This is a genomic window from Variovorax sp. UC74_104, assembly GCF_044055375.1.
Classification (GTDB): domain Bacteria; phylum Pseudomonadota; class Gammaproteobacteria; order Burkholderiales; family Burkholderiaceae_C; genus Variovorax.
Genome location: NZ_CP171979.1, coordinates 231,449 through 257,545 on the forward strand (window position 1 = coordinate 231,449; position 26,097 = coordinate 257,545).

Here is a 26,097-nt window from a genome sequence, read left to right on the forward strand (position 1 = left end):
GGAGCGCCGAGCCATGTCTTCCAAGTACCGCACGCTCGTCGCCCTGTCGCATGCCGTTCCCGTGCCGGCCCTGTTCGCGCTCGACGAGGCGCTGCTGGCCGAACTGTGGACCAACCACGGCGCGATGCGCGAGGAGGCGCAGGAGGTGTTTGCCGGCATCCGGCTCACCGCCGGTGCCTTCCTGGACCGCGACCTCGGCCGGCTCGACGCAGTGGCCGCCCCGCAATGGGCAGACGATGCGGACGCGCGCCTGGCGGACCTGCTGGCCAGGGCCGGGTTGTCGGCCGCACACGCGCTGGCGGTGCGCTCCTCCGGCGGCATCGAGGACGGCGCGGCGCACAGCTTCGCCGGCATCTTCGACTCCGTGCTGCAGGTCGAGGGCCTGGCGGCGCTGAAGGCGGCAGTCTCCCAGGTGTGGCGTTCGGCCTTCTCGCGCCGCGCGGCCATCGAACGGCTGCGCTGCGGCCTGCTCGACGCGCCGCTGGAGATGACGGTGATCGTGCAGCGCATGGTTGCCGCGCGCTGGGCCGGCGTCGCCTTCAGCCACGACCCGATCGACGGGCGGCCCGAGATGCTGATCGAGGCCGTGCAAGGCCTGGGCGACGCGCTGGTGTCCGGCGCCGCGGTCTCGCAGTCGGTGCGCTGGGGCGAGGCCGGACTGACCGGGGACGCTCCTTTGCGCGACCAGCAGGAGATGCTGGTGGAGCTCGGAGCGGTCGTGCGCACGGTGGAGAGCCAGCTGGGCACAGCGGTCGACGTCGAATGGGCCTTCGACGGTGAACAGGTGTGGGTGCTGCAGGGGCGCCCCATCACCTCGCTGCACGCGCCGGAGGAGGACACGGACCAGGCCGCATGGACCGACCTCTATCTCGCACCCGACGAGGACATCGCCGAGTTCCGGCCGCTGCCGGGTTTCGCGAACTACTTCCGCTCGAAGCGCCGGCCGCTCGCGCTGCTCGCGGATGCGCAGGGCGTGGCTCCGGGCACGGCGCTGCTGGTGCGCGGCAATGCGGGCGGCTTCGCCGATGACTCGCGCATGCAGGCGCTGTGCGCGCGCTTCGGCGAGGAGAGTGTGGTGCTCGATTTCTCGGACGGCCTGCGCCAGCAGGTGCTGCCCACCGGCGAGCTGGCCGCCCGCCTGCGGCAGGTACTGGGTGCGAAGGCATCGACCTTCGTGATCCGCGACTACGTGCGCGGCGACTGGGGGCTGATCACCCAGCCTACCGGAGACGGCGGCGTGCTCTGCGAGTGCTCCACTGACGGCTTGCTGGCGATCAATCGCGGATCGGCGCTCACGCACACGTTCTTCATCGACGGCGACGCGCGGGTGAGCGGCTCGCAATCCGCCGCGGCCGTACCGTTCCGGCGCGCGCGAGCGCGAACAGCTCCACCGCGCCACCCATGCGGCGGTGGAGCGCTTCGGGTCGGTGCAGCTGGAATGGGTCGCGAGCGGCGGCCGGCTGAGGCTGATCGATTTCTCGCCGATCAAGAGCCTGCACATCGCCCAGGGGAGCGAGGGAGCGGGCGAGGAGCCGGGACGGCGAACGATTTCTCCCGGCTTCGCGCATGGCGCGGTGCTGATGGTCCCGGCCGACCGGCAATTGGAGGACATCAGCATCGCCGCGACCGTGTCGATCAGCCACATGCCGAGCCCGGAAAGCCTCGGCCCCGCCATCGCCCGCCTGGCCGAACGCGCACGCGCGGGCGGTGGCTCGATGATCGTGGTGGCGCCGCGACCCTATGCCGCGCTCGCGGCGCTCATTCCCTACGTCTCGGGCTTCGTGTTCGAGCAGGCCTCGATGCTGTGCCATCTCGCGATCCTGCTGCGCGAGAGCCAGATCCCGGCCGTGGCTTCGCGCGAGCTCCACGCACGGGGGCTCGAGGGCGCAAGCCTGACGATCGAGGCACGCGCGACGAGCGCGGCACACACGGCACACGCCGCCTGCGGCAGCCGGGAGACGGCGTGAACGAAACCGTCTATTTCCTGGTGCGTGCCAACGCCGCGCCGCGGCGTCCGGTAGCCCTCCTCGCGTGCACCGGCACCGGCCTGCGCAGGGGTGCCAACAGCTTCTACGTGCGAGGCGGCGACCTGCGGCTGCAGTCCGTCTGGCTGCCCGACGCAAGCCGCCACGCCGCGCCGCCGGACGCGCCGGACTTCGAATACCGCAGCTTCAGCGCGACGCAGCGCGCGGCCAGCCGCCGCTTCTGCGCCTGGCTGTGCGAGCGCCACCCCGAACTCGCGCCCGCGCTCGACGCCGGCGCGGGACTCGCACCGCGCCTCGCGCCGTCCATCGCCGCCATCCGCGAAGGCGATTCGCTCGCCTTCCATCATTTCGTCCAGCAAGGCGAGCTCGGCAGTCTCTTCCTGCGCTACCGCGACGAGGCGGCGCCCGATGCGCCGCTGGCCTGGCGCCACTTCGAGGACCTCGTCGCGAGCCATGTTCCGGTGCTCGCCGCCCTGCGCCCCGCGCTCGGCGACGAATGCTGGTACACCAAGTGGCGGCCCGACCTGGAGATGGAGCGCAAGTTCACGTTCCGGGACATTCCCGACACCTGGCGGCTGCTGATGGCATTCCACGACGCCATCGCCGAGGGCGCGCTGCCCGATTTCGTGCCCGAGATCGACCGCGAGATCCAGGTCTGGGACTACGAGCAGCACATCTTCGAGGTGCTCGGCGCGAATGCGGAGAGCGGTTATGTCGCCTACATCCCGCAGGCGGACGGGCGCATGACGGTCAAGCGCAAGTGGTTCATCGAGAACAGCGAGGTACGCCGCGAATCCCTCTGGGGCAACCTGGCACTGGGCATGGACGACATCGAGGCGCACCTGCGAGCGCTGACGTCCGAGGCCACGCGGCGGCTGCCTTCGTACCGGCGCAAGCGCTTCGACGCGCAGTTCGAATCGCTGGCCACCGGCAACATCTTCGGCATCTACATGGACGTGTGCCGCACGCTCGACGATGCGCACGTCTTCTCGCAGTGCGAGGTCGAGTATTGCCGCACGCGCAGCTTCGGCGAACTGCGCGCGCTCGAGCAGGACTTCGACGCGATCTCGGGCTTCGTGGGCGCGTCGCTCGCGCGCTGGGGGCAGGCGCACCAGCAGGACCTGTACTCCAAGCTCGACTTCGTGCGCGAGGTCGCGGACGCCGGTCGGGATCGACCGGCCGAGCGGAGGGCCGCATGAACCGCACATCGATGATCGTGTTCGGCAGCTGGCGGCTGCGCCACGCCGAACCTTCCACCGAGGCGGCCCGCCGGCTGCGCGTGCAGCGCGTGCCTGCCCGATGGGGCGCGCGGGCGGCGCAGGCGGACTGCCGCGGCGCGCACGCGCTCGTCGCGCATTGCGTGGATGCGGCATGGCAGCCTGTTTCCGGCGACGTCGCCGCGGTGCCGGGCCACAACGTCGACCCCGACTGGGTGCCCCTGGCCCACGTGGAGCTCGACGGCGGGTTGATGCATATCAGGCACCTGATCGATCGCGCGGACCGCCACGTGGCGCACTTCATCGCGCCGCCGGTGCCCGTGCAGCCTTTCGCGCCGTCGTCGCTGTACGAGCAGCTCTGGCGGTCTTTCCAGGCCAACCACCTGCAGACCAACAACTACGAGTGCCACTACGCGGTGCATGCGCAGCCGCAGGACCTGCATCTGATCCTCGACACTTCAGCGGCACCGCCAGACGTGCTGGCGCTCGGCGACGCCTGGCTCGACGCGCTCGACGCCGACACAGACTCTCCCTTCGTCGCGCAGATCGGCGACGAGCTGCAGCACAGCGACCACGACAACATCCTGTGCCGCGTCCTGCCTCATCTGGAGGGGCGCAGCGGATGGGCCAACGCCGCGCTCTTCAGCCGCAAGCGTCGGGGGACGGTGCTGGAGCCGCTGGCCGAGTTCAGCGCGGTGCTGCAGCGCGACGCCAATGCGCCGTGGACACACGAGCACCACCCCGACCAGATGCACGGCACGGCCGTCGAGGTCGACCTGGCCCAGCACTTCGACCTGCCGCTGCGGCCGGTGGCACGCTGGCGCCACACGCGGGCGAGCTCGGGCTGCGAATCCCTCGAAACGGGCAATCTCTTCAGCGTGGCGTTCTCCTGTGCGCAGGCCGCGACGCCGATCCTCCTGTGCACGATCGGCTACCTGCGCACGCGCGGGCAAGGCAACGCCGCGCTCGTCGCGCAGGATCAGGCCGCGCTGCGCGACCAGCTTCTTCAATTTCTCGGGCGGCTGGGGCTCGACGCCCACCCCGCCGCCGAAGGCCTCGCCCACGTGTACGAACGCATTGCCGAAGGAAGCCCCCGCCCATGACGGACAGCCTGTTGACCAACACCGTGTTCAGCCTGCGCCTGCGTGCGCAGCAGACCTCGAAACCGCTGGCCACGCGCCTGCGAACCTTCCTCGCGCCCTATCTCTGGGCCGGGGCGGGCGACGGCGAGCCGGACCTATGCGTCGACCTGCACGCGGCCGACGAATTCCTGCCCGAATGGCGTGTCCGCTGCATCACGCCGATGACGATCCGCGAGACCTATGCGGTGGGCTTCACGCTCAAGGTGCTGCGCGGCACGCTCGACGACGACACCCAGCTCGCGTGGGACGCGCAAACGGGCGTGGGCTACCGCTACAGCGTCTCGCGTCGCGAGGTCGCGTTCTATGGGGACGAAGCGACCGCGTTCATCCACCTGATCGAGCTCGTGCGCTATTTCGGCCTGCTGGTCGAACAGGCCAAGGGGACGGCGATCCTGCACAGCTCGGCCGTGCTCGACGAGAAGACCGGTGGTGTCATCGCCATCGCGGGCATCAAGGGTGCGGGCAAGACCACCACCATGCTGGAACTCGTTCTCGGCCAGGGACTTCGCTATTTCTCGGGCGACAAGCTGCTACTGGACGTGGTGGACGGCCGGCTGCGCGCACGCGGCTGGCCCGACTACCCGCACATCGGCCTGGGCTCGCTGCGGCAGCACCCGGCCTTGATCGAGCGGCTGGGCAGCCAGGCCGACGCCGCGCTGGACCCCGCGCGCGCAGATTCCGACAAGATCCTGCTCACGCCCGAGGCCTTCGCCGGTGCCGTCGGCCGCAGCCCGGTGGGCAGCGGCTGGCTCGAACGCATCGTGCTGCCCGAGGTCGCGGTGGACCGCGCGCTGAGCACCCGGGCGCTGCGCGGCGAGGACATCGACGACCTGCTGCGCGATCCGCGCATCTTCGAGTGGCCGCACACCTTCATCACGTCCACCTGGCACGGCATGCCGCCGGCCGACCGCGCGATGGAGCGGCGCGTGGCCGCACCCGTGGGCGCCGCGCTGGCCACGCTGCCCTGGATCAGCATGCCGGGCCGGGCGGCACTGGCGCACGCCTGAAGAACACGCGTGGAAGGAAGGACATACAGCCATGCCGAATCCCATCGCCACGCAATCGCCCGAACTGCGCCCGGGGCTGTGCCTGTGCCTCGTGGCGCCCAGCGGTTCGGGAAAGAGCACGACCGCGGAGCTGATCCGCGAGTGGCTGCTCGCGCGCGGGCATTCGGTCGACGTCGTGAAGCTGGCCGAGCCGCTATACCGCATCCAGGCGATGTTCTATGCCGAAGCCGGCATCGCCCTCACGCCGGAGACACAGGACCAGAAGCTGCTGGAAAGCGTGGCGACGCATCTGCGGGCGATCCATGCGCGCGCGCTGGCCGATGGCTTCCTGCGGCGGCTGGCGACTTCGCGTGCCGACGTAGTGATCAATGACGACCTGCGCGACGACCGCATCGACTGGCCCGCGCTGCGCGAGGCGGGATTCGTGGTGGTCAAGGTGGCTGCGCGCGCGGAGATTCGCGCGCAGCGGCTGGCCGTGCGCAACGATCTCAGCGTCGTGAAGGACAGTCCGCTCGACCTGCAGATGGCACGCATCGAGGCCGACTACGTTCTTACCAACAACGGCAGCCTTGCCGCGTTGCAGGCCCAGGTGGACGGCCTGTGCCGACTGCTGCTCGCGAGCCGGCGTACCGATGCCACCGCCGGGGCCGCGGCATGAGCCTCGCGAAGGGGCTGCTGTGGCTGCTGGTGGACGGCCTGTCCCACACGCTTTGGCAGCAACTCGCGCCGATGCTGCCGCTGCGCGTGGATTGCGCGCTGCCGCTGGAACCGCTAGCGCCCAACTGCCAGACGCCGCCGTCGCTCTTCAGCATCTGGAGCGGGCTGGACGCCAGTGCGCACGGGCTCACGGGCTACGAGATCCCCGACGCCGGTGCGGCAGACCCGCTGGCCGTGGCCGACGCCTTCTCGCGCTGGCCGCGTGCCACGCAGATGGTATGGGACCGCTGGGCCGCGGCGGGTGGGCGCGTGCGCACCAGCGCCGTGCCTTTCGTGCAGCCGCAGCGGCTCGCGGGTGCGCTGCTGTCGCACACCGAGGTCTATGCACGCCTCGTGAGCCCGCCTGAGGTGCTGGCGCCGGGTGAGGTGCTGTCGGTGCCGGCACTGCAGCTGCATTGCCCGCTGTCGGTATCGAGCGACGACGCGGCCATCGTGGTTCACGGCGTGCCGACGGGGGGGGACCTGCGCGTGCCGTTCGGCGCCACCTGCCACGTCGCGCTGTCTCCGGCCCTGCCGGCGGCGCTTGCCGGCGACACCAACCGCGCGGTCGCGGTGCATGCCCAGCGCGTGGAGGGCCAGCCGCGGCTGTGCTTCCTGGGCTTCCAGCCCGTGTTCGTGCATGGCCGCGACGCCGCACTGCGCCGGCTGGCGTTGCGCCATCGTGCCTGCAGCGTGGGCAACCCGGCGAAGCTGCATGCGAGCGGCGCGCTGGGGCGGCATGTCGACCAGGGCGGCGACGGTTCGGCCGAGCTGCTGCTGCTGGACCTTCTCGAAGGTGATGCACCGCAGCTTTCTCGACGACATCCTCTGGAGCCTGCGCGCGGGCGGCGCGGAACTGGCGGTGGCCTACTACCCCGTGATCGACCTGCTGTCGCACCAGCTGCTGCGCCACCTGGACCCAGCCGCGGTCGCACCGCAACCTGCACTGGCCGGCGCGATCCGGGCGCGGATGGCGCGCTGGCTCTTCGAGTTGTTCGATGGATGTCAGGCGCTGCTTCCCCCAGGCTGGCGCTTCATCGCGCATTCGGACCACGGCATGCAGCCGCTGAGCCACGACCTGGCGCCCAACCGATGCTTCGCCTCGCAGGGCTGGCTCGCGACGCAGGACGACGGACGGATCGATACGCAGCGCTCGATGGTGTTCTACCACCCCGCGGAGAACGGCTGGCTGGCCCTGCACCCCCAACGCATGGCGGCGGCGGGCGTGACCACCCCGGCGCTCCTCGATGCGCTGAACGACGCCCTGCCACCCGGGCTCTCGGGCGCCTTCCGGTTGATCGGGGGCCCGGTGCTCGACCTGGGCGATGGATGGACCAGCCCCTGGTACCTGCAGCCGCCGACGGCCGCACGCCTGCTGAAGTCGCCGCACCTGCCTTTTGCCGCGGCAAGCCGCAAGGGAGGCGACCACACCTGCTGGTCCGACGCGCCCTGGCTCAAGGGCGTGTTCCTGGAGCCGACCCTGCAGCCCGGTGCATCGGCATGGCAGGCACCGCTGACCCTGATTCAGCTGGCCCCGGCGCTGATGGCCGGCCTGGCGCAGCCCGCGCCGGCCAGAGCGCTGCCGGAGGCGCATGCATGGCACTGAAGGCGCTGCTCATCGACATCGACGGCACGCTGCTTTTCCGGGGCGAGGCGATCGCGGGGGCGAACCGGGTGCTGCAGGAAGCCGCGGACGCAGGGCTCGCGGTGCGGCTGCTGACCAACATCAGCGCCAGGCTGCCGCAACACATTGCCGCGGAGCTGCGCGTGGGTGGCATCCACGCGGCCGAGGACGCCATCCAGACCGCCGGCATGGCCTGCAGCGCCTACCTCCGCGGGCAGGCTGGGACGTCCTGCCACCTGCTGGTGCCCGATGCGATGGCCGAGCTCTTCGAGGACATCCGCCAGGACGCCAGCAAGCCCGACTTCGTCGTGATCGGCGATGTGGCCGAACGCTTCGACTATGCGCTGCTCAACGGGGTCTTTCGCATGCTGCGCGACGGCGCTCGTCTGGTGGTGCCGCATCGCAACCTTTATTGGTTCGATGGCGCGGGGCCTGCGCGGCTGGATGCGGGCGCGTTCATCGTGGGGCTGGAGGCCGCGGCGGGCCAGCAGGCCATCGTCACCGGCAAGCCCTCTCCGGTGTTCTTCCAGGCCGCGCTCGATGCGGTCGGCGTGACCGCCGCCGAGGCGCTGGTGGTAGGCGACGACCTGCTCACCGACATCGAAGGCGCGAGGGCCTCGGGCATCGCAAGCGTGCAGGTGCGCACCGGCAAGGGCGAGACACCGCGCGCACCGGGAACAGCCGTCCCCGGTGCGCAGCTGCAGAGCATCGCCGGCCTGATGCCCTACCTGCGCGACACAGGTCTTCTCGCACGCTGAACGAACGACCGGAAACACATCACAAGATTCACGAGGGGCAAACACCATGGAGTTCGATACGGCACTGCGCACGACGGAGTTCGATGCGTTCTATACATTCAACCCCGCCCGTCTGATGCGCTCGACACGGGCCCTTGTCGAAGGCTTTCCCGGCAGCGTGCTGTACGCCGTGAAGGCGAATCCGCTGCCGCAGGTGATTTCGACCGTGCGCGCCGCCGGCGTCGCGGGCTTCGACGTGGCCTCGATCGGCGAAGCCCTCCTCGTGCAGGCCGAGGCACCGGGTGCGCGAAGCTGGTTCATGAACCCCGCGAAGTCGCGCCGCGACATCGAGCGCGCCTGGCGTGAACTGGGCCTTCGGGACTTCGTGATCGACTGTGCCGCGGAGCTCGACAAGCTCATCGAGGTGTTGCCCACCGGAGAGTCCTCGCTGCGCGTCCACGTGCGTTTCCACTCTGGGGCCTCGGACGCGCTCTACGACCTGAATAGCAAGTTCGGCGCCTCGCACGAGGAGACGCTGCGCCTGCTCCAGCGCATCGCGGTGCAGACCGCATGGTCGTGCGGTCTGGCGTTCCACCCTGGCTCGCAGACGATCAGCATCGAGCCCTATCTCACGGCGATGCAGACGGCCGCCCGGCTGATCGAACAGGCCGACGCGCGCGTGGCGTCGCTCGACATCGGCGGCGGCTTTCCTGCGCGCTACGACAACATGCCGGTGCCACCACCTTCGGCGCTGCTGCGGCAATTGGGCGAGTTCGTCGCTTCGTCCGCGACGCTCAAGCGGGTGGAACTGCTGTGCGAGCCGGGGCGCGTGCTGGCCTACGACTGCATGTCGCTCTTCGCGCGTGTCATCCTGCGCAAGGATCAGGCGCTCTACTGCGGCGCCGGCATTTTCGGGGGGCTGCTGCCGGCGCAGCAGTTCTTCCAGTTGCCCGTGCGGGCGTGGCGCGGCGGCGAGGCCATCGATGCGACCGCCGGTGGCCAGCGCGAGTTCGTGGTGTTCGGGCCGACCTGCGACAGCAACGACCGACTCGCGTTCCCGTACGCGCTGCCCGACCACCTCCGAGAAGGCGACTGGATCGAGTTCCAGCATGTAGGAGCCTATTCGGAGAGCGTGCGCTGCGCATTCAACGGCTTCTCGGTCGACCATCTGGTGACGCTCGACGATCACGAAGCGGGTTGAACCATCATGTCCGCCGTCAGGCTGAACATCGAGGCCGCTGTTCTCCGGAGCCTGGCCAACCTGCTCGAGGAACAGAACATCGCCAGCGAGGCGGAACCGGAGACACCCCGGGTTCACATCGCCGCCACGCCGCACGACCTGGTGCAGGCGGCCGAGGTGATGGCGCAGGCGTTCGTGCGCAACCGCGACAAGGCCTGGATCGCGTGGCTGCGACCAGCCGACGTCAAGCGCGTCGGGTCGGGCGACTACGCCGATGCCGAGCGCAAGATCGCGCGCGTCATCCATTACCTGTTGCAGGCGGCGTTGCGCGTGGGCGGCGTAGTGGTTCTGGAGACTGCATGCGACGAACGCCAAGGCGGCCGCACGGTCCGCGGTGCGGCACTCAGGACAGTGCCGAGCGCTGCCTCCGCAGGCTCGGGGCTCTTCCATGACCTGACGGTGGGTGCACCCGCCGCCTTGCGCGCCTACGGCCTGCGCCGGACCCTGGCGGCCCAGAGCGCCTCCGCCGCCTTACAGCGCGCGACCCATGCCATGCGGGTGCGCGAGGGTATCCCCGTGCGATGCGTCTACGGCGGCATGGTCTGCGTGCGGCCGGACCATGAGCAAAAGCGCGTGGCCTCGCGGATGTCGCGTCCCTTCCAGCGGCTGGCCGATATCCACGGACTGTTCTACCTGCTGCAGAGCAGCAACCCGGGATCGCAACGACGCCCGTGTTTTCAAGGGCTTTGGCTTCAGGCACACGGGCGAATTTCTGTATGGTGCCTCCAAGCTCAACAGTGTCGGTCCCTGCACGGTCAAGCTGATGGTCAGGAGTCCGGCACCTGCGTAGACCGGTAAGAGGGAGCGCGCGTAGTCGTGCGACTCCTGGATGACCTGATCGCCGCCCTCCCGTTGATCGCGTTGCGACAAATCATTTCCTGTCGTGGGAGCGGCGGGATTCGCCAATTGCTGACTCATCGAAATTCATCGTGCTCAGAAGCGAAACATATCGCTTTTCATCGTTGATTTAGTTTCCTACAGTGACTGGTTCCTAACCTTCACCAGGATCCACGATGACATCCAACACCACTCGAATCCCCTTCCACCTGGCCTTCCCGGTCCGCGATATCGCGGAGGCACGCGCGTTCTACGGCGAACTGCTCGGCTGCCCCGAGGGCCGCAGCGCTCCCGAGTGGGTCGACTTCGATTTCTATGGCCACCAGATCGTGGCGCATCTCGCACCCGACGAGTGCGGCCACCGCAGCAGCAGCGCGGTGGACGGCCATGACGTGCCAGTGCGCCACTTCGGCGCCATCGTGCCGATGGCGCAGTGGCAGGCGATGGCCGACAAGCTGATTGCGCGCGGTACCAAGTTCGTCATCGAACCCTACATCCGCTTCAAGGGAGAAGTGGGTGAACAGGCCACGATGTTCTTCCTCGATCCGTCGGGCAACGCGATCGAGATGAAGTCTTTCGCGGATCTCGGTTCGCTGTTCGCCAAGTGAGCCCGGCGGGTCGCTCGAAGCCTGCGAGGGTAAGCCAAGGATTGGCGGCTTCGGACCTTGGCGAAAGATCGCCCACGTTGTGTGCCTGCGGCCTATCGGCCGACAAGGAACGGGCCGGTTCCACGCTCAGCGCGCGCCGGACGCCTTCTTCCTGCCTGCCTGGGCTCTCGGCGCTCCCTGCGATGCCTCGAGCAGGCACTCCGCGAACTGCGCCACGATGGGCGGGGTCAACCGGGGCTTGCGGCGCAGCAAGCCGATCTCGCGGTAGAAGGTGAACTCCCCGAGCGATACGGCGCGCACGCCCGGCGGCAGCGGTACATGCGCCTCTACCAACGGAACAAGGGCCACGCCAAGTCCTTTCGATGCCAGGTGGATCAGCCCCGCGATCTCGTCGATCTCGACTGCGTCGTTGACCGACAGGCCTTCACGCCGGAGAAAGCCCTCGACCATCCGCCCGCCGAATGACGCGCGGTCGTAGCGCAGGAAGGGTTGCGTCTGGATGAGCGTGCGCCAGTCCTTGCCGCGGACCGAGTTCGGAACGACGAGCACGAAGGGCTCCTGAACGAGCGGCTGCCATATCAGGTCAGGCAGCATGCCGAACGGCGGCCGGATGATCAGTGCCGCATCGATCTTGCCCGTGTCGAGGTCGTCCATCAGGTGCATCGACACGCCGGGCGCCACATGCACGCGAACCCTGGGATGGATCTGGCGCAGCCGTTCGAGCGCACGCGCCAGGAGTGTCGGCTGCGCCGAAGCGATGGCGCCGATGCGCAGCAGGCCGTTCAACGAGGCGTCGTCCGGCGCGTCGCCGAGCTTCTCGTACAGCGCGCAGATCTCCTTCGCGCGCTCCAGCGTTCCTTGGCCGCGCTCGTTGAGCGTGGCGGAACGGCCGGTCCTGTCGAAGAGCTCGAAACCCAGTGACTCCTCGAGCCGCCTGATCTGGCTGCTGACGGCCGATTGCGTGAGGCCGATTCTTTCGCCCGCCGCCGCGAACGTACCGTGCTTGCAGACGGCAATGAAGGTCTTGAGTTCGCTGATCAATGGTCTTCCACGTCGAGGATCGAAGTTGGCTCGATTGTCCGTCCACTACTCGCATGACAGGCTCCGGCATCCCGCCGGCCGAGCCGACCGCGCCAATGAACGGCATGAGGGTTGCCTCAGCCTGGTCAGTTGGGCTCCGTGCGCCGCCTGTGCTGCCGTACCTCCGGTTCGCGCGGGCGACCGCCCCCTTGAGGCGCGCGCCTGCGGCTCTTAACCGAGGGCAGGCGCACGTAGGCCGACCAGGGAAAAAGGAAATGTCTGGGCGATCGCCAGCAGTTCGGGCGATGTCTCAGACATCGTCTGAGTTTCCGGGCGGAAGCCGATTCTCCAGGCGGTGTCTGGGCAATCCGGCGCGTGCGCGCCGGGGGCGTCACTCCATGAAGGCCGCGAGCTCGTCGGGCGTCCCCTGAGGAAAGGCTTCCCGCAGGAATTCGAGGAAAGCCGAGACACGGCTGCTGAGCAGCCTGCGCGAGGGATAGAGTGCCCACAGTGCGATCTCGGGGCCGTCGACGTCGCCCCAGTGCACGAGCCGCCCTGCCGCCAGCTCGTGTGTGACCAGCGATGCCGGCAGGCACGCGACGCCGATGCCCGCGCGCGCGGCATCGCGGATCATGAACAGCGACGAGAGCTGCAGCACCGGCTCGACCGCCAGGGCGCGCGTGCGGCCGCGCGCCGACAGCTCCCATGCAGCGGCGTGGGCCGGTACGTCGCCCGGCCGTACGACGGCCGGCGCGGTCTTGCCCGCCGCGGGCTTCTTCAGGGCAGGGCTTGCCACGGCCACCAGACGGTCCCTGAGGAAGATGCGTCCCACGAGACGCTCGTCCGGCGCCGGATTGACGCGGATCACGAGGTCGTAGCCCTCCTCCACCATGTCCACCGCGCGGTCTTCCGTGGTGACCTCGAGGCGGACCTCGCGATGCTTCATCGCGAAGCGTGCCGCCAGCGTGCCCATCGCGGCCTGCGAAAAAAGCAGCGGCGCGCTCACCCGCAACCTTCCGCGCGGTGCGCCGCCGCCCGAAGCAATCGCCGCAGCGGCTTCGTCCAGTTCGGTCAACAAGACCGCCGTGCGTTCGAACAGTGCACGGCCCTCCTCGGTGAGCTTGAGTGCGCGCGGCCCGCGCTCGAACAGACGCAGGGCCAGGCCGCTCTCAAGGTCGGCCACGCGGCGCGAGAGCGTCGCCTTAGGGCGCCCGGACTCGCGCGAGGCGCGGCCGAAGCCGCCATGTCGGGCCACGAGGTTGAAGTCGGCAAGGGCAAGGAGGTCCATGTGTTCCACCAGAGAGACACCAGGTCCAAATATAGCGACTATCGGCCATGAAGTGGAACGAGCACGATGGAGCCTTCTTCAACCCCGCAGGAGTATTTCCATGACCATCCTCGTAACCGGCGCAACCGGAAAAGTCGGCCGCCAAGTCGTTCAAAACCTCGTCCAGCACGGCGCCAGCGTGCGTGCCGTCGTGCGCGATCCAGTCAAGGCAAGCCTGCCGGCATCCGTCGAGATCGTCCGGGGCGACCTGCTCGATGTGGAGGCGCTGCGCGGCGCCTTTGACGGCGTATCCACGCTCTTCCTGCTCAACGCCGTCGTCCCCGACGAGTTCACGCAAGCCCTCGTGGTTCTCAACGCGGCGCGCGACGCGGGCGTCCGCCGTGTCGTGTACCTGTCGGTCATCCACAGCGACAGATACGTGAACGTGCCGCACTTCGCGGGCAAGTTCGGCGTCGAACGGATGCTCGAAGCCATGGGCTTCGAGGCCACGATCCTGCGCCCGGCCTATTTCATGGACAACGATCTCACGGTCAAGGACGTGGTGAGCGGCTACGGCGTCTATCCGATGCCGATCGGCGCCAAGGGCCTCGCGATGATCGATACGGCCGACATCGGCGAGATCGCCGCGATCGAACTGCTGCGCCGCGACCGTGCGGGCGAGCCGCAGCCGCTGGAGCGGATCAACCTCGTGGGGCCAGACACGCTCACCGGCGACGCGGTCGCGGCCATCTGGTCCGAGGTGCTGGGCCGCCAAGTCGCGTACGGCGGCGACGACACCGCGGGCTTCGAAAAGAACCTGCTGAACTTCATGCCGCCGTGGATGGCGTACGACATGCGGCTGATGAGCGAACGCTTCCTGAGCGACGGGATGGTGCCCGAGGCCGGCGATGTCCAGCGTCTCACCGCCTTGCTGGGCCGCCCGCTGCGCTCCTACCGCGATTTCGCCGCAAACATCGCCGCAGCAGCCTGAGCGGCATCCATTGATCGAATCCCACTCACTGAAAGACCATCATGATCTATTCGACAGCAACCGTTCCGGTGAACCCCGAAGGCGAACCGGCGCTGAGCCGCGCGCAGGCCTGGGCCGGCCTCGTCCTCAAGGCGCGCGACGCCCGGCTCTTTCTTCCTCCGGGCCTGTGCACCAAATGCGAAGTGGTGCAGGAGAGCGCGACCCACATCGTTCGCGAAGCCACCATCGGCGGCGCGGATCTGCGCGAGATCATCGCGTTCGAGCCGCAAAGCAAGGTGACCTTCTTCCAGGCCGCCGGTCCGCGTGAAGGCGCCATCGTCAACGAACTGTTCGAAGACTGTTGAGTTCCATGGAATCCTGACCCGCGGGGGGTGCGGACGAAAACTTGGACTACCAGGAGGTAGTTCATGTATTCCTACGAAGATCGGATTCGAGCCGTTGAGCTCTACATCAAGCTGGGTAAACGCGTGCGGCCCACCATCCGCCAGCTTGGTTATCCAACAAAGAATTCTCTGAAGGGCTGGTACAACGAATATCAGCAGAAGCTCGACTTGCCAATGGGCTATGCGGGCCGCAGACCCAAGTTCTCGCTGGAACAGAAGGCGGCAGCTATCGAGCATTACCTCACCCACGACCGCTGCATTGCTGCCACCATGAGGGCATTGGGCTACCCCGGAAGAGGGACACTGACCGCTTGGGTTCGCGAGGCCGTTCCTGAGGCCAGAAGGGCCGCCGTTGGCAGCGTGGGCCGAAGAAGGTACTCTGGGAAGCTGATGCAAGCGGGAGTCATGGAGCTTTGCACGCGCGAGGAAAGTGCGCAGGCAGTAGCCGACAAGTTCGGCGTGTGTCGGCCAACGCTGTACAACTGGAAGAACCAACTTCTGGGACGTGAGGCACCCGCATCCATGAAACGCACCCATCCATCCTCGCCTTCGCAAGAGCGCGACGAGCTCGAGCGCCAGGTCGAGTCGCTGCGCCGCGAAGTCAGGCAACTTCGCCTTGAACAGGATCTCTTGAACAAGGCCAATGAACTGTTAAAAAAAGGCCTGGGCGTCGACCTGCAGCTCCTGTCCAACCGGGAGAAGACACTGCTGATTGACGCCCTCAGGGAGCACTACGGCCTACCGGAGCTCCTTGCACAGTTGGATCTGGCGCGCAGTTCGTACTTCTATCATCGGGCTCGTTCAGCGATGGGCGACAAGTACCTGGAGGTGCGGCAATCCATCACCGACATCTTTGAGTCGAACCACCGCTGCTATGGCTACCGCAGGCTGCAGGCATCCCTGAGCAGACAGGACGTGGCGATCTCCGAGAAGGTGGTGCAGCGGCTGATGAAGCAAGAGAGCCTGGTTGTTCCGAAGCCCAGGAAGCGCAGGTATGCGTCATACCTGGGCGAGATCAGTCCAGCGCCTGAGAACCTCATCAACCGCGACTTCCAGGCTGCGGTCCCCAATAAGAAGTGGCTCACGGACATCACGGAGTTCCAAATCCCGGCTGGCAAGGTGTACCTCTCGCCCATGGTTGATTGCTTCGATGGGATGGTGGTCAGCTGGACCATCGGGACCAGCCCGGACGCTGAGTTGGTCAACACGATGCTGGATGCAGCCATCGAGACGGTGGCGAACACAGCTGATCGGCCCGTGGTCCACTCCGACCGAGGGGGCCACTACCGCTGGCCGGGCTGGCTATCAAGAATGAGCGACGCGAAGTTCACCCGCTCGATGTCTCGCAAGGCATGCTCACCTGATAACGCAGCTTGCGAAGGCTTCTTCGGTCGGCTCAAGAACGAGCTGTTCTATCCTCGGGACTGGAAGAACGCCACCATTGAGCAATTCATCGAGGCGCTCGACTCGTACATCCGCTGGTACAACGAGAAGCGGATCAAGATCTCCCTTGGCTCCCTCAGCCCTATCGAATACCGGGTGAGCCTTGGACTTGCGGCATAAACCAGTCCAAGTTTTTATCCGCACCCCCAAATCAACAGGCAAATGTTCAATCTAGCTGCATTTGACCTGGAGTTTGCACCGCCGTCGATCGGCAAAATTCCACGAAGGCCTTCATGGCAGCAGAAATGTAGCGCTGGCGTGGATAGTAGAGATAGGGCGGCCCGATGCCAGGCGACCAGTTTTCCAGAACCCGCACCAGTTCTCCTGCAGCCAATTCGCGTTCCACATACTTCTGGTGAACATATGCCAGGCCTCCGCCTGCCACAGCAGCATTCACCGCAACCTGTGCATCGTTGACAACCAGCCGTGACGGGCCTGTGTTCGCAGCCGTATGGCGCCGCTGGAAGTCCCAGGTCTGGAGTGCTCCACCCGGAAATCGTCGCTGGATGCAATGGTGTCCAGCAAGATCACGCGGAGACTTTGGTACCGGACGATGCGAAAAATAGGAAGGGGAGCCGACTACCGCGTAGCGCTGTGGCGCACCGATACGAACGGCCACCATATCCTGCTGCAGATCCTTGTCGATACGCACGCCTGCGTCAAAACCATCGCGCACGATATCGGTCATTGCCGCGTCAGCGATGATCTCGATGGAAACGCCCGGATGCATCGCCACGAAGCGAGCGGCCAAACCTGCCAGCAAGAATTGGGCGACAGGTGCGGGTGCATTGATCCTGAGGGTGCCAAGCGGTGACTCGCGATGCTGGTTGAGTCGCTCCAACGCCTTGTGAATCAAGGTCAGGCCCGGCTCCAACTGCCCGAGCAGCTCCAACCCGGCAGCGGTGGGCGTGACGCTGCGAGTTGTTCTCGTCAGAAGCGTGACCCCCACTTGCTCCTCTAAACGGCGAATCGTCTGGCTGATCAGCGACACGGACACATCGCGTTGAGTTGCTGCAGCGCGAAAGCTTCTGTGCTTTGCAACGGATGCAAAAACATCAAGATCAGGCAGAACAGATCGGGACATTGTTTAGCCTAGTTAAACAGCTCATGCAGGATTATCCAGCTAGTCGCACCTGACCTCGGCTCTTACGATCTGGTCATTCACAAAGGACAAGACGCCATGAGAACGAGCTCCAAGATCGCCCAACTCGCACTCTTCGCAGCCGCACTTGTATCTACGCTGTCTCAAGCCCAGCGGCTCCCCCGATGGGAGCAGGCATCACCGGCCGGTGTCGCCCGTCAGGAACTGTATCCCGAGGTGCTGGACGGCAAGATATATGTAGCGGGAGGCCTCCTCAGCCCGAATACCGGGTATTCGGCGCACTTCGAGTCCTGGGATGAGGCTCAAGCGCGCTGGATTCGTAGAGCGACCCTTCCCGAGGCTCGACACCATATCGCCCTCGCCGCGGCGAACGGACGCCTGTGGGGCATCGGCGGTTTCAGTGGCGGGTTTCCGAATTGGCGTGCCCAATCCAGCGTGTTCTGGTATGAGCCTGGAGCCGACCGTTGGCACAAAGGGCCCGACCTGCCTCAACCTCGAGCGGAGGGCGTCGCTGCGGCGGTTCTTGGGAAAATCTATTTGATTGGCGGCCGGGTGCCCACGGTCGCTGGCGCCAGCCACTTCAACGACCACCGGGATACAGCTGCAGTGGAGGTTCTCGACCCGGTGCACGGGCGCTGGCGCCGGCTGCCCGATGCGCCAACGGCTCGCAACAGCGCCGCCTCCGCAGTCATTGACGGGCGCATTTACGTCGTGGGAGGCCGCAGCGCACAGAAGCAGGCTGACGGCACGCTCAGCCAGATCAATGTATCGACGCTCGAGGTGTTCGACCCGGTGCGCAACGTATGGACGACTCGAAAGCCGATGCCACAGGCGCGCGGGGGCCTGGCAGCGGCTGCGCATCGCGGCAGGCTCTACGTATTTGGTGGCGAGCAATGGGTTCCCGACCAGAAAGTGTTCGCTGACAGCTGGGTCTACGACCCCGCCAAGGACGACTGGGAGGCACTGCCGCCCATGCCCACTGCACGTCATGGTCTGGGCGCCGCCACTTTGAATAACCGCATTCACGTGTTTGGCGGCGGTCTGAAGACGGGAGGTAACGCGGCCAGCGACATCCACGAAGTGCTGGTGCTCGACGACACCCCATGACCTATCGCCTTCACGGAAGTTGAACCACCGGTACAGGCTCATCACGCCCCTCGAAAACACCTCCTTCTTGAAGGATCGTCGCCAACTGCTGCAGCGCGGGATCGGCGTCGCGGCGGCCATTCCATTGGCATTGGCCGCCAAGTCCAGCGGCGCGTAAAACCGGGACGCCGGCACCCCGGACGACCGCGCCTCCTCCTGGGGTCCTGACGTGAGCGATTCCACGCACCGGCGAATCTGTCTCGGTACTGGGACCGGGCACGTTTCTGACGGTCGACTCTTTGCCCGGGCAGCCCCGTTCGAATCTGCGCGATGCCGTCAAGACATACTGGGAAGGAGGCGTTCGGGTGCTCGACCCGTCGCCGCTGCACGGCGGCGACGAGAACACCGTCGGCGATTTCGTGATCGCTCTGGACATCAACGGCTCTTCATTGCCAACAAGCTGTGGACGGAGCGCTTGCCGTGGAAGGCCGCTCGAAGAAAAACATACTAACGGGAAGCAACATTAATAAAAGCCGGTCTCTCCCTCTACTCGTAGCGAGTCGCATGCACATTGCAACGTAAGAAGCGGCTGCCGTTAGTATGTTTATTCCGCCGACGCTCTTTTCCTCGATGGCAGATCTGACCCTCTCCCTTTTCGATGACGCCCCGCCCCCGCAACATGCGGCCATCTTCAAAGAAGCCTTCGAGGCCTGGCTGGCTGACCAGCGTGGCGCCGGGCTGCTTCGCCGCGAGGGCTCGGTGGCCGTGTATGAGGACATGTGGGAAGCGTTCTCGGCATGGTGCCTCGGGCAGGTCCCGGTGGTCACCCTGCCCTGTGTAGACCTACCCGATCTGCAGGCCTTCCAGGCAGCCCGGTTCGGCCGCAAGACCTCCGACCTGTCCCTCACGCCCCGATATGCATTGCGCCTGATGCGGTTGATCGATCGGGTCCTGCGCCACCACGCCTCACGCAATGACGCCCAGCCCAACACGGCCGCAGCGGACTGGATCAAGGCGAACCCCGAGATGCGGTACGCCGATGCCGCGCATGCCGATCCGTTGCCCGACTACCTCTCCGTCGGAGAGGCCCGGCAACTCATCGCCTTCCTGTCCGCCGCGCGGCCCAGGCCGGGGACTTCGCGGGACACGCAGGCCGCGATGACGTGGCAGGAAGTGCGCAACAGGACTTCAGTCGGCTTGCAGCTCGGCGCGGGCCTGACGCCAGGGGACGTGCGCGCACTGACGCTGGCGTCCCCGATCTCGCATGCCGGCCGTGTGAGGGAACGCCCATGGAAGCTCTTGGTCCCCGGCAACGGCAACTCACCTGCGCGCGAGACCCCGATCGCGCCCTGGGCCGCAGAGTTGCTTCAGCACTGGCTCACCGTGCGCAAGGACGCCGGCATCGTCGGGCCTTTCCTGTTCCCCTCCACGCGCACCGGCAAGCAGTGGCAGAAACCCTCCCAGTACGAATGCGCGAAACGCGTGCTCGAGGAAGCCGGCACGGATTCGCGCGAAGGCGGCTCGTTCCGCCTGAGGCACACCTTCGCTCTGCGTCAATTGCGACGTGGCACGTCGCCACAGCAGGTGGCGGCCTGGCTGGGCATCGAGGCGGCAAAGATGAAGCGCTATGAGCGGGTGCTGCCGGGCGTGATCGACGTCGTGTGATCGCCGGAGCCCGCGAGCGGCGCGCACGACCGCCTCTGCTCGCGAGCGATCAGGCGCAAGACGCCAGCGCCCGAGAGAAGCGCGGCCCGAAGGCTCCCAGCACGGGCTGGCCGCAGCAGGCCTACCTCGCGAATCGGGGCCGAGGCAACTGGCAAATAGCTCAGTGGCGTCGATCACGGCGTTGCCCAACGATGCGAGCTCCGCCAAGTGCCCAGGAGCCGCCGATGCGCACCCTCTTGATCGACAACCACGATTCGTTCACCTACAACCTCTACCAGTACCTTGCAGCATCCAACGCGCAACCGCCCATCGTGGTGCGCAACGACGAGATGCGCTGGGATCAGGTTGAGCGCCTGTCCTTTGACAACATCGTGATCTCGCCCGGTCCCGGGCGGCCGCAGCGTCCTGCAGACCTGGGCATTTCGGCGGATGCGCTGCAACGCTCCAGAAAGCCCGTGCTGGGCGTGTGCCTGGGCCACCAGGCGATCGCCCATCATTGCGGTGCGCGCGTCGACCTTGCGATGCGCCCCATGCACGGGCGCCTTGACCGCGTCTCGCACACGCAGCGCGGCCTCTTTCGCGGCATTCCGGATCGTTTCGAGGCGGTGCGCTATCACTCGCTGGCGGTGACACAGCTTCCCTCCAGCCTAGAGCCGCTGGCCTGGACGGCCGACGGGACGTTGATGGCGTTGAGCCACGTTTCGCTTCCGTGGTGGGGCGTCCAGTTCCACCCCGAATCGATCTGCACGGAGTTCGGCGCGCGGCTGCTGCGCAACTTCAGGGAATTGAGCGAGGAATGGCTCGCACAGGCGCAGCGGCGCGAATCGCGCGACCGCATCGGTCAGACGCTGCGATTCGAAGGCCCTCAGGCGCTGTCGTTGCATGCCGAATGCCTCGACACCGCAGCCGAGGCCGAATCGGTGTTCATCAAGGCTTTCGGCGAGAGCGACTGCGCCTTCTGGCTCGACAGCAGCCTTGCCGAAGCGGGACGCGCACGCTTTTCCTTCATGGGCGATGCGAGCGGTCCGCGCAGCCAGGTGCTGGTCTACCGCACGGCTCCGCGCGAATTGCAGGTGCGGCGCGGCGGCACGGTGCAGATGCGCGGCGAGAGCATCTTCGACTACCTGCGCGACCACATCCCCAGGCAGCCACCTTCGGGCATCGAACTGCCTTTCGAGTTCACCGGAGGATTCGTCGGGTACTTCGGCTACGAGCTCAAGCGGGAACTCGACGGTGCGCGCGCGCACGACGCCGACACGCCCGACGCGACCTGGATTCTTGCCGATCGCTTCCTCGCTTTCGACCATATGGAGCAACAGGTCTGGATCGTCTGCCTGGATCAATCGGCGCTGTGCGACGAGAACCGGCAATGGATCCAGAGGATGCAGGAACTCCTCAGCGCTGCAGGGCCTGGCGCCAAAGACTCTGCCGGCAATTCCTCCCACGATGCCGCCGTCGGATTGCGCTCCGTGGCATGGCGCATCGATCTCGGCGCTTACCGCGACCTGATTCTTCGCAGCCAGCACGAGATCCTGCAAGGCGAAACCTACGAGGTGTGTCTCACGAACCAGCTGGTCGGCGAGGGGCTTACCCATCCGCTGGAGATCTACCGGGTCCTGCGCAAGCGCAACCCCGCACCCTATGCGGCCTATCTGCGCGCCGGCGGCTGCAGCGTCCTGTGCGCGTCCCCCGAACTCTTCCTTCGCATATCGCGCAGCGGAGAGGTCGAATCCAAGCCCATCAAGGGCACAGCCGCGCGCGGCACCACGCCATCGGAAGATCTCGTGGTCACCGAGGCGATGGTCGCCGACGAGAAGACGCGCGCGGAGAACCTGATGATCGTCGACCTCCTGCGCAACGACCTCAACCGGGTGTGCGAGGTGGACAGCGTCCACGTGCCCAGCCTGTTCGCCGTGGAGACCTACGCCACCGTGCACCAGCTGGTCAGTACGATCCGCGGTCGGCTTCGTGCAGACCTCGGAGCTGTGGATTGCGTGCGCGCCGCGTTCCCGGGCGGCTCCATGACCGGTGCTCCCAAGGTGCGCACGATGAAGATCCTGGACGAGCTCGAAGGTGCCGCGCGCGGCATCTACTCGGGCAGCATCGGCTATCTCTCGTTCGACGGCGCCGCGCAGCTCAACATCGTGATCCGCACGATGGTGATCGCCAACGGCAAGCTCTCGATCGGTGCGGGCGGCGCGATCGTCGCGATGTCGGACCCGGACGCGGAGGTCGAGGAGATCGTGCTTAAGGCAAAGGCGCTGTGGGACGTGCTGAGGTACTGCGGCGCACAGCTGGGGCCCCGGCCGGGAACAGCGGCCGAGGCAGATTCCGCTGCGTCCACGCCAGCGCAGCTGCCGCAATCCACTTCCCCCGCGCCAGAAGGCGAAGCAACGGACCGCCCGCCGTCCGACAATGGCTAGCGCAGATGCCAACCGCCGAGGGATCGGGCTCATGCTGGTGGCCATGGGCTGTTATGTGCTCAACGATGCCTGCGTCAAACTGACCACGCACAACTTGCCGCCCGGCCAGGTTCTCGCCGTGCGGGGCGTCTTCGCCAGCGTCCTTCTCCTGGCCATTGCCCGAGGGGCCTGGCGCGGCTGGGAGCCTGCCTTGAGACCGATCGTCGGCGTGCGCTGCGCTCTGGAGGTGACCACCGCGCTGGCGTCCGTGCTCGCCCTGACGTTCGCGCCGCTCGCGACGGTCAGCACGCTCATGATGGCCGCTCCACTCATGATTGCGGTGACGGCGATGGTGCTGGGCTGGGAGCCCTGGAGCAAAGGCCGGCTGATCGCGACCGCAGCAGGGTTCATCGGCGTCCTGCTGGTGATCCGGCCGGCCATGGGGTTCGACGTCGCCTTCGCCGGCCATGCGTGGGCCCTCGTGTGCGCCGCCTCGCTGGCGGCTCGCGACCTGGTGACGCGGCGCATTCCCGCTGCGGTCCCTTCGGCGACCATCGCGGTCGCGACCACGATCGCAGTGTGCATGGCCGGAGGGCTGCTGGGTGTTTCGGAGCAGTGGGCCTCACCCGGAGCAAGTGAAGTCGCTGCACTGGCAGCCGCAGCCGGCTGCGCAGCACTCGGCAACTACGCACTCATCGCTGCGTGCCGAGGTGTCGACCTGTCCGTGGTCACTCCCTTCCGCTACAGCCTCATCCTCTGGGCCATGCTGCTGGGGTACGCGATCTGGGGCGACGTGCCGCAGCCGATCGCGGCCGTCGGCGTCGTCATGATCGTCGTGGCCGGCGCCTTCACCATCCAGTCCGCGCGTAGAGCGTAGACACAGGACCGTACAACTGCACGGGCGGGTCGCGCCCTATCAACTCTGTCAGTGTCCCCGCGTGCGTCATCAGGCTGTAATTGAACCCCGAGCAACAAGAGGTGGTGCCATGGAGATCATCGCAGGAACCGTCGATTCATTCTCCGCAGGAGTGCTGCTCGACATGGCGCGCTACCGCCACCAGGTCTTTGTCGAGAAGCTGGGCTGGAAGCTCGATACGCGCGGCGGTTCGAACTCGACGAGTTCGATCGGAAAGATACGATCTATCTGATCGCGCGAGATCCGCAGGGGCTGATCGTCGGCACGAGCCGCCTGCTGCCCACGCACCGTCCCTACCTGCTCGCCAGCGTCTTCCCGCAACTGCTGGGCGATCTCCCCGCACCATGTTCCCCGCACATTTGGGAGCTGTCGAGGTTCGCCGCCGTCGATGTCGCCCGGCTCGGGCCGAGCGAAGATCCCCACGGATCGTCGCTGGCACTGGACATGCTGAGCGTGGCGATGCAGGCGGTCGCGGGACACGGCGGACAGCGGTTGATCTCCGTCTCGCCCTTGGGCGTCGAGCGCATCCTGCGCCGCGCCGGTTTGAGGGCCCACCGCGCAGCGCCGCCGGTACTGATCGACGGCACGTACCTGTTCGCCTGCTACATCGACGTCGACAAGGCCTGGCGTCCACGCCCCGATCGCTGCGTCGACACCCCCCGATGAGCACACGCACAGCCAAGCAGGCGCCGCAGCGATCGTCAGTTCAGAATGCCGAGACGCGAAGCAAGCGCCACGGCGGAGTTCTTGTTGTTCACACGCAAGGCAATCATGATATTCCTGATGTGATAGTTCACGGTCGTCTTGGAAAGGCCAAGAATCTCCGCGGTCTCGTCACTCGTCTTGCCATCGGCAGTCCAGCGCAGTATCTCGATCTGACGGCTCGTGAGCGGTTCGAGTCCCGCAAGCGGACTCGAACCGCAGCAGCGGCAGAAAGCGCGATGGGCCGCGCTCACCAGCCACTGGAGCATCGGGTCCTTGGTCCGCATCTCCGCGGAAGTCAGAGGCTCGCTCGACCTCGCGAGCGACAACATGCCCACGCGCCCATCGGCCTCGAAGACGGATTGCGCCAACCCCACCCGCAGGCCGAACGAGCGCGCCTCATCCCACATCCTCGCCGCGCCCCGGAACAGCTCATCGCTCCACACCAGAGGCTCGCGGCTGCGCACCCCGTGGACAACGGTGGGGTCGATCTCGAGATACCCCGCGTCCATGTAGCGCCTGTTCCAGCGTTCGTCGTAGGTGCTGAGCATCCAGGTCTCGGGGCGGGTGAATGGCACAAAGACGCGCAGGCCGTAAGCGCAGTGCTCGAAGCCGAGCGACCTGGCTGCCGCGCTGATCTGCGTGAGCACCTGGGCCGGCTCGCGCGCCTCGGCCAATCGGCCGACAACATCCTGTGTCCAATCATTCATGGTGCTCTTCCTGGGTCGACGGCACCTCCCTTGCGCGTGCGCGCGCGGTCGACATCGCATCGGGGTCGACCTGCGCCACAGCCGGCAGGCGGGCGCACGCGCTGGCGGTGGAACCAACCGCGCCGGCACCGGTCTGTGCATGTACATAGCGCTCGGTGCGGCGCGTCAGCGGCGCAGCGCTCGAAAGTCTAGAAGCTGCGCGCCGCACGTGTGAGCAAAATTGACCACCAATCCTGCCAATCGCGCGGGCCCCGGGGGGCCAACAGGATTTGCGTAGGTCAAGGCGCGGATCGATTCCAACATGGAGACGGTGGCCCTGAACGATGCACAAAGTCTGGTTCCTGCTGCTTCCCGGGTTCCTGCTCGCCGACGTGCTCGGCGTCATGGCCGTATTCAAGGCCGCCAATGCCCTGCGAAAAAGGCGTCACCGGCTCGCCGCCTACGGGGTCCGATTGACCTCGCTCCAGGGCGGTCATGTCGTGGGCTCGGGCGGGGTGGGACTCGCGACCAGACTGCCGCCGCCGCAGCTGGCAGGCCCGTCGAACTCGCTCGTTCTCAGCGGCATGCCCGATGGGGTCCGCGTGGGGGATGGTTCTACAAGCATGCAGCGCCTGCGTGCATGGCTGTCGAACGGCCGACGCCGCCTGAGGCGCTGCGCCCTGCTCGGGAGCAAGACATTGCTGCCGCTGATGCCCCGGATCCGCCTGGGACGACCCCGCACGTCTACGCCCCCGACGACACCGGTTGCCGACGTGCAGGCTCCCGCTCACTTCACGACCCGTGCGGCCGCGCGCGGCTGGCAGAACTTCGATGCGAACCAGGGCGTGGATCTGGCCCTGTCGTGGATCGAGCAGGACTGCGGCAGGCAGTTCGCGGACACCGTCGCGTTGCGACTGCGCGGACGGCACAGCCACCGTTACGGCAAGAAGCGCTACCGCCGCATGCGGCAGGAATGCCTTTCTCTCGCCCCACGCATCGTCACGCTGCACGCATGGATCGAGGCGCACCTGAGCGAGAAGATCAGCGTCGCCGCCATGGCGCAGCAGGTCCACATGTCTTCGCGCTCCTTTGCCCGCTTCTACCGACGCGAGACCGGCGTCACGCCGGCGCAAGGGGTGATCCGGCTGCGCCTCGAGGCGGCTCGGCGCCTGATCGAGGCCAGCGAGCTCCCGCTCAAGACCATTGCCGCGCAATGCGGCTACGGGTCGCAGGAAGTGATGCGCAGGGCGTTCCTGCGCAGCCTGCGGATGACGCCGCTGGAGTACCGGCAGCGCCACGGCCCACCGGATGATCCGTCGCGCTCATAGCCCAGGGTCC

The 26,097-nt window shown here is 66.9% G+C and carries 22 protein-coding genes and 2 pseudogenes; 20 read left to right on the plus strand and 4 right to left on the minus strand.

The window, feature by feature from the left end; genetic code table 11:
- Window positions 1–13: 13 nt before the first annotated feature.
- The 10 genes and pseudogenes from ACHMXA_RS31680 to ACHMXA_RS31725 form a co-directional block, all read left to right on the plus strand.
- Window positions 14–775: pseudogene (locus ACHMXA_RS31680) on the plus strand (PEP/pyruvate-binding domain-containing protein); the annotation flags it as partial.
- A 940-nt stretch (window positions 776–1,715) separates the two neighbouring features.
- On the plus strand, window positions 1,716–1,967 hold the full coding sequence (locus ACHMXA_RS31685) for a PEP-utilizing enzyme (protein ID WP_395322639.1): 252 nt from the start codon (window positions 1,716–1,718) through the stop codon (window positions 1,965–1,967).
- Between the two features lie 1,213 nt (window positions 1,968–3,180).
- On the plus strand, window positions 3,181–4,305 hold the full coding sequence (locus ACHMXA_RS31690) for a hypothetical protein (RefSeq protein WP_395322322.1): 1,125 nt from the start codon (window positions 3,181–3,183) through the stop codon (window positions 4,303–4,305).
- Entirely contained in the window at window positions 4,302–5,351 is a 1,050-nt protein-coding gene (locus tag ACHMXA_RS31695; protein WP_395322324.1) for a hypothetical protein, read from the plus strand. Before ACHMXA_RS31690 ends, ACHMXA_RS31695 begins: the two co-directional genes overlap by 4 nt.
- Window positions 5,352–5,382: 31 nt before the next feature.
- The gene (locus ACHMXA_RS31700) at window positions 5,383–6,009 is read left to right on the plus strand and encodes a hypothetical protein (protein ID WP_395322326.1); all 627 of its coding nucleotides are present in this window, start codon (window positions 5,383–5,385) and stop codon (window positions 6,007–6,009) included.
- Between the two features lie 753 nt (window positions 6,010–6,762).
- A complete protein-coding gene (locus tag ACHMXA_RS31705; RefSeq protein WP_395322328.1) occupies window positions 6,763–7,653 on the plus strand; it encodes a hypothetical protein in 891 nt (296 codons plus the stop codon).
- On the plus strand, window positions 7,644–8,429 hold the full coding sequence (locus ACHMXA_RS31710) for an HAD-IIA family hydrolase (RefSeq protein ID WP_395322330.1): 786 nt from the start codon (window positions 7,644–7,646) through the stop codon (window positions 8,427–8,429). The genes ACHMXA_RS31705 and ACHMXA_RS31710 overlap by 10 nt, the downstream gene beginning before the upstream one ends.
- A gap of 46 nt (window positions 8,430–8,475) precedes the next feature.
- Window positions 8,476–9,609, plus strand: a complete 1,134-nt coding sequence (locus tag ACHMXA_RS31715) for an alanine racemase (RefSeq protein WP_395322332.1) — start codon at window positions 8,476–8,478, stop codon at window positions 9,607–9,609.
- A 6-nt stretch (window positions 9,610–9,615) separates the two neighbouring features.
- Window positions 9,616–10,446: a hypothetical protein gene (locus ACHMXA_RS31720; RefSeq protein ID WP_395322334.1), complete on the plus strand. Its 831-nt coding sequence runs from the start codon at window positions 9,616–9,618 to the stop codon at window positions 10,444–10,446.
- Window positions 10,447–10,661: 215 nt separating this feature from the next.
- Window positions 10,662–11,093 carry a VOC family protein gene (locus ACHMXA_RS31725; protein ID WP_176668815.1) on the plus strand — a complete coding sequence of 144 codons (432 nt, stop codon included), beginning with the start codon at window positions 10,662–10,664 and terminating at the stop codon, window positions 11,091–11,093.
- 126 nt (window positions 11,094–11,219) lie between these two features.
- Here ACHMXA_RS31725 and ACHMXA_RS31730 read toward each other — a convergent pair whose 3' ends face one another.
- Window positions 11,220–12,134, minus strand: a complete 915-nt coding sequence (locus ACHMXA_RS31730) for a LysR substrate-binding domain-containing protein (RefSeq protein ID WP_395322335.1) — start codon at window positions 12,132–12,134, stop codon at window positions 11,220–11,222.
- A gap of 370 nt (window positions 12,135–12,504) precedes the next feature.
- The gene (locus ACHMXA_RS31735) at window positions 12,505–13,401 is read right to left on the minus strand and encodes a LysR family transcriptional regulator (RefSeq protein ID WP_395322337.1); all 897 of its coding nucleotides are present in this window, start codon (window positions 13,399–13,401) and stop codon (window positions 12,505–12,507) included.
- 100 nt (window positions 13,402–13,501) lie between these two features.
- Here ACHMXA_RS31735 and ACHMXA_RS31740 point away from each other — a divergent pair, with 100 nt between their 5' ends.
- From ACHMXA_RS31740 to ACHMXA_RS31750, 3 genes and pseudogenes are all read left to right on the plus strand, one after another.
- A complete protein-coding gene (locus ACHMXA_RS31740; RefSeq protein ID WP_395322339.1) occupies window positions 13,502–14,371 on the plus strand; it encodes an SDR family oxidoreductase in 870 nt (289 codons plus the stop codon).
- A 41-nt stretch (window positions 14,372–14,412) separates the two neighbouring features.
- Window positions 14,413–14,709: pseudogene (locus ACHMXA_RS31745) on the plus strand (AtaL-like protein); the annotation flags it as partial.
- A gap of 69 nt (window positions 14,710–14,778) precedes the next feature.
- Complete coding sequence (locus ACHMXA_RS31750) at window positions 14,779–16,317, plus strand: IS3 family transposase (RefSeq protein WP_395321717.1); 1,539 nt, start codon at window positions 14,779–14,781, stop codon at window positions 16,315–16,317.
- A 46-nt stretch (window positions 16,318–16,363) separates the two neighbouring features.
- Here the strand turns inward: ACHMXA_RS31750 and ACHMXA_RS31755 are convergent, their stop codons facing one another.
- Window positions 16,364–17,281 (minus strand): LysR family transcriptional regulator, encoded by a 918-nt coding sequence (locus tag ACHMXA_RS31755; RefSeq protein ID WP_395322341.1) that lies wholly within the window; start codon window positions 17,279–17,281, stop codon window positions 16,364–16,366.
- A gap of 96 nt (window positions 17,282–17,377) precedes the next feature.
- On the opposite strand from ACHMXA_RS31755, the gene ACHMXA_RS31760 reads away from it, so the two are divergent.
- The 6 genes from ACHMXA_RS31760 to ACHMXA_RS31785 all read left to right on the plus strand — a co-directional run bounded on the left by ACHMXA_RS31760 (window position 17,378) and on the right by ACHMXA_RS31785 (window position 24,034).
- Window positions 17,378–18,406 carry a Kelch repeat-containing protein gene (locus tag ACHMXA_RS31760; RefSeq protein WP_395322343.1) on the plus strand — a complete coding sequence of 343 codons (1,029 nt, stop codon included), beginning with the start codon at window positions 17,378–17,380 and terminating at the stop codon, window positions 18,404–18,406.
- A 609-nt stretch (window positions 18,407–19,015) separates the two neighbouring features.
- Complete coding sequence (locus ACHMXA_RS31765) at window positions 19,016–20,050, plus strand: tyrosine-type recombinase/integrase (RefSeq protein WP_395322345.1); 1,035 nt, start codon at window positions 19,016–19,018, stop codon at window positions 20,048–20,050.
- Window positions 20,047–22,473, plus strand: coding sequence for an aminodeoxychorismate synthase component I (gene pabB, locus ACHMXA_RS31770; protein ID WP_395322347.1), 2,427 nt, complete (start codon window positions 20,047–20,049; stop codon window positions 22,471–22,473). The genes ACHMXA_RS31765 and pabB overlap by 4 nt, the downstream gene beginning before the upstream one ends.
- Window positions 22,474–22,504: 31 nt before the next feature.
- The gene (locus tag ACHMXA_RS31775; protein WP_395322349.1) at window positions 22,505–23,329 is read left to right on the plus strand and encodes a DMT family transporter; all 825 of its coding nucleotides are present in this window, start codon (window positions 22,505–22,507) and stop codon (window positions 23,327–23,329) included.
- A gap of 109 nt (window positions 23,330–23,438) precedes the next feature.
- Complete coding sequence (locus ACHMXA_RS31780; protein ID WP_395322351.1) at window positions 23,439–23,600, plus strand: hypothetical protein; 162 nt, start codon at window positions 23,439–23,441, stop codon at window positions 23,598–23,600.
- Window positions 23,600–24,034, plus strand: coding sequence for an acyl-homoserine-lactone synthase (locus ACHMXA_RS31785; RefSeq protein ID WP_395322640.1), 435 nt, complete (start codon window positions 23,600–23,602; stop codon window positions 24,032–24,034). The genes ACHMXA_RS31780 and ACHMXA_RS31785 overlap by 1 nt, the downstream gene beginning before the upstream one ends.
- A 35-nt stretch (window positions 24,035–24,069) precedes the next feature.
- Here ACHMXA_RS31785 and ACHMXA_RS31790 read toward each other — a convergent pair whose 3' ends face one another.
- Window positions 24,070–24,780 carry a LuxR family transcriptional regulator gene (locus tag ACHMXA_RS31790; RefSeq protein WP_395322353.1) on the minus strand — a complete coding sequence of 237 codons (711 nt, stop codon included), beginning with the start codon at window positions 24,778–24,780 and terminating at the stop codon, window positions 24,070–24,072.
- A gap of 323 nt (window positions 24,781–25,103) precedes the next feature.
- Here ACHMXA_RS31790 and ACHMXA_RS31795 point away from each other — a divergent pair, with 323 nt between their 5' ends.
- Entirely contained in the window at window positions 25,104–26,087 is a 984-nt protein-coding gene (locus ACHMXA_RS31795) for a helix-turn-helix domain-containing protein (protein ID WP_395322355.1), read from the plus strand.
- Window positions 26,088–26,097: the final 10 nt, after the last annotated feature.

What these genes read in the sequence shown, in the direction of transcription:
- ACHMXA_RS31685 (WP_395322639.1), top strand. Translation starts at nt 1,716, where the DNA reads ATGATCGTGGTGGCGCCGCGACCCTATGCCGCGCTCGCGGCGCTCATT.
- ACHMXA_RS31690 (WP_395322322.1), top strand. Translation starts at nt 3,181, where the DNA reads ATGAACCGCACATCGATGATCGTGTTCGGCAGCTGGCGGCTGCGCCAC.
- ACHMXA_RS31695 (WP_395322324.1), top strand. Translation starts at nt 4,302, where the DNA reads ATGACGGACAGCCTGTTGACCAACACCGTGTTCAGCCTGCGCCTGCGT.
- ACHMXA_RS31700 (WP_395322326.1), top strand. Translation starts at nt 5,383, where the DNA reads ATGCCGAATCCCATCGCCACGCAATCGCCCGAACTGCGCCCGGGGCTG.
- ACHMXA_RS31705 (WP_395322328.1), top strand. Translation starts at nt 6,763, where the DNA reads ATGCGAGCGGCGCGCTGGGGCGGCATGTCGACCAGGGCGGCGACGGTT.
- ACHMXA_RS31710 (WP_395322330.1), top strand. Translation starts at nt 7,644, where the DNA reads ATGGCACTGAAGGCGCTGCTCATCGACATCGACGGCACGCTGCTTTTC.
- ACHMXA_RS31715 (WP_395322332.1), top strand. Translation starts at nt 8,476, where the DNA reads ATGGAGTTCGATACGGCACTGCGCACGACGGAGTTCGATGCGTTCTAT.
- ACHMXA_RS31720 (WP_395322334.1), top strand. Translation starts at nt 9,616, where the DNA reads ATGTCCGCCGTCAGGCTGAACATCGAGGCCGCTGTTCTCCGGAGCCTG.
- ACHMXA_RS31725 (WP_176668815.1), top strand. Translation starts at nt 10,662, where the DNA reads ATGACATCCAACACCACTCGAATCCCCTTCCACCTGGCCTTCCCGGTC.
- ACHMXA_RS31735 (WP_395322337.1), bottom strand. Translation starts at nt 13,401, where the DNA reads ATGGACCTCCTTGCCCTTGCCGACTTCAACCTCGTGGCCCGACATGGC.
- ACHMXA_RS31740 (WP_395322339.1), top strand. Translation starts at nt 13,502, where the DNA reads ATGACCATCCTCGTAACCGGCGCAACCGGAAAAGTCGGCCGCCAAGTC.
- ACHMXA_RS31750 (WP_395321717.1), top strand. Translation starts at nt 14,779, where the DNA reads ATGTATTCCTACGAAGATCGGATTCGAGCCGTTGAGCTCTACATCAAG.
- ACHMXA_RS31755 (WP_395322341.1), bottom strand. Translation starts at nt 17,281, where the DNA reads ATGTCCCGATCTGTTCTGCCTGATCTTGATGTTTTTGCATCCGTTGCA.
- ACHMXA_RS31760 (WP_395322343.1), top strand. Translation starts at nt 17,378, where the DNA reads ATGAGAACGAGCTCCAAGATCGCCCAACTCGCACTCTTCGCAGCCGCA.
- ACHMXA_RS31765 (WP_395322345.1), top strand. Translation starts at nt 19,016, where the DNA reads ATGGCAGATCTGACCCTCTCCCTTTTCGATGACGCCCCGCCCCCGCAA.
- ACHMXA_RS31775 (WP_395322349.1), top strand. Translation starts at nt 22,505, where the DNA reads ATGCTGGTGGCCATGGGCTGTTATGTGCTCAACGATGCCTGCGTCAAA.
- ACHMXA_RS31780 (WP_395322351.1), top strand. Translation starts at nt 23,439, where the DNA reads ATGGAGATCATCGCAGGAACCGTCGATTCATTCTCCGCAGGAGTGCTG.
- ACHMXA_RS31790 (WP_395322353.1), bottom strand. Translation starts at nt 24,780, where the DNA reads ATGAATGATTGGACACAGGATGTTGTCGGCCGATTGGCCGAGGCGCGC.
- ACHMXA_RS31795 (WP_395322355.1), top strand. Translation starts at nt 25,104, where the DNA reads ATGCACAAAGTCTGGTTCCTGCTGCTTCCCGGGTTCCTGCTCGCCGAC.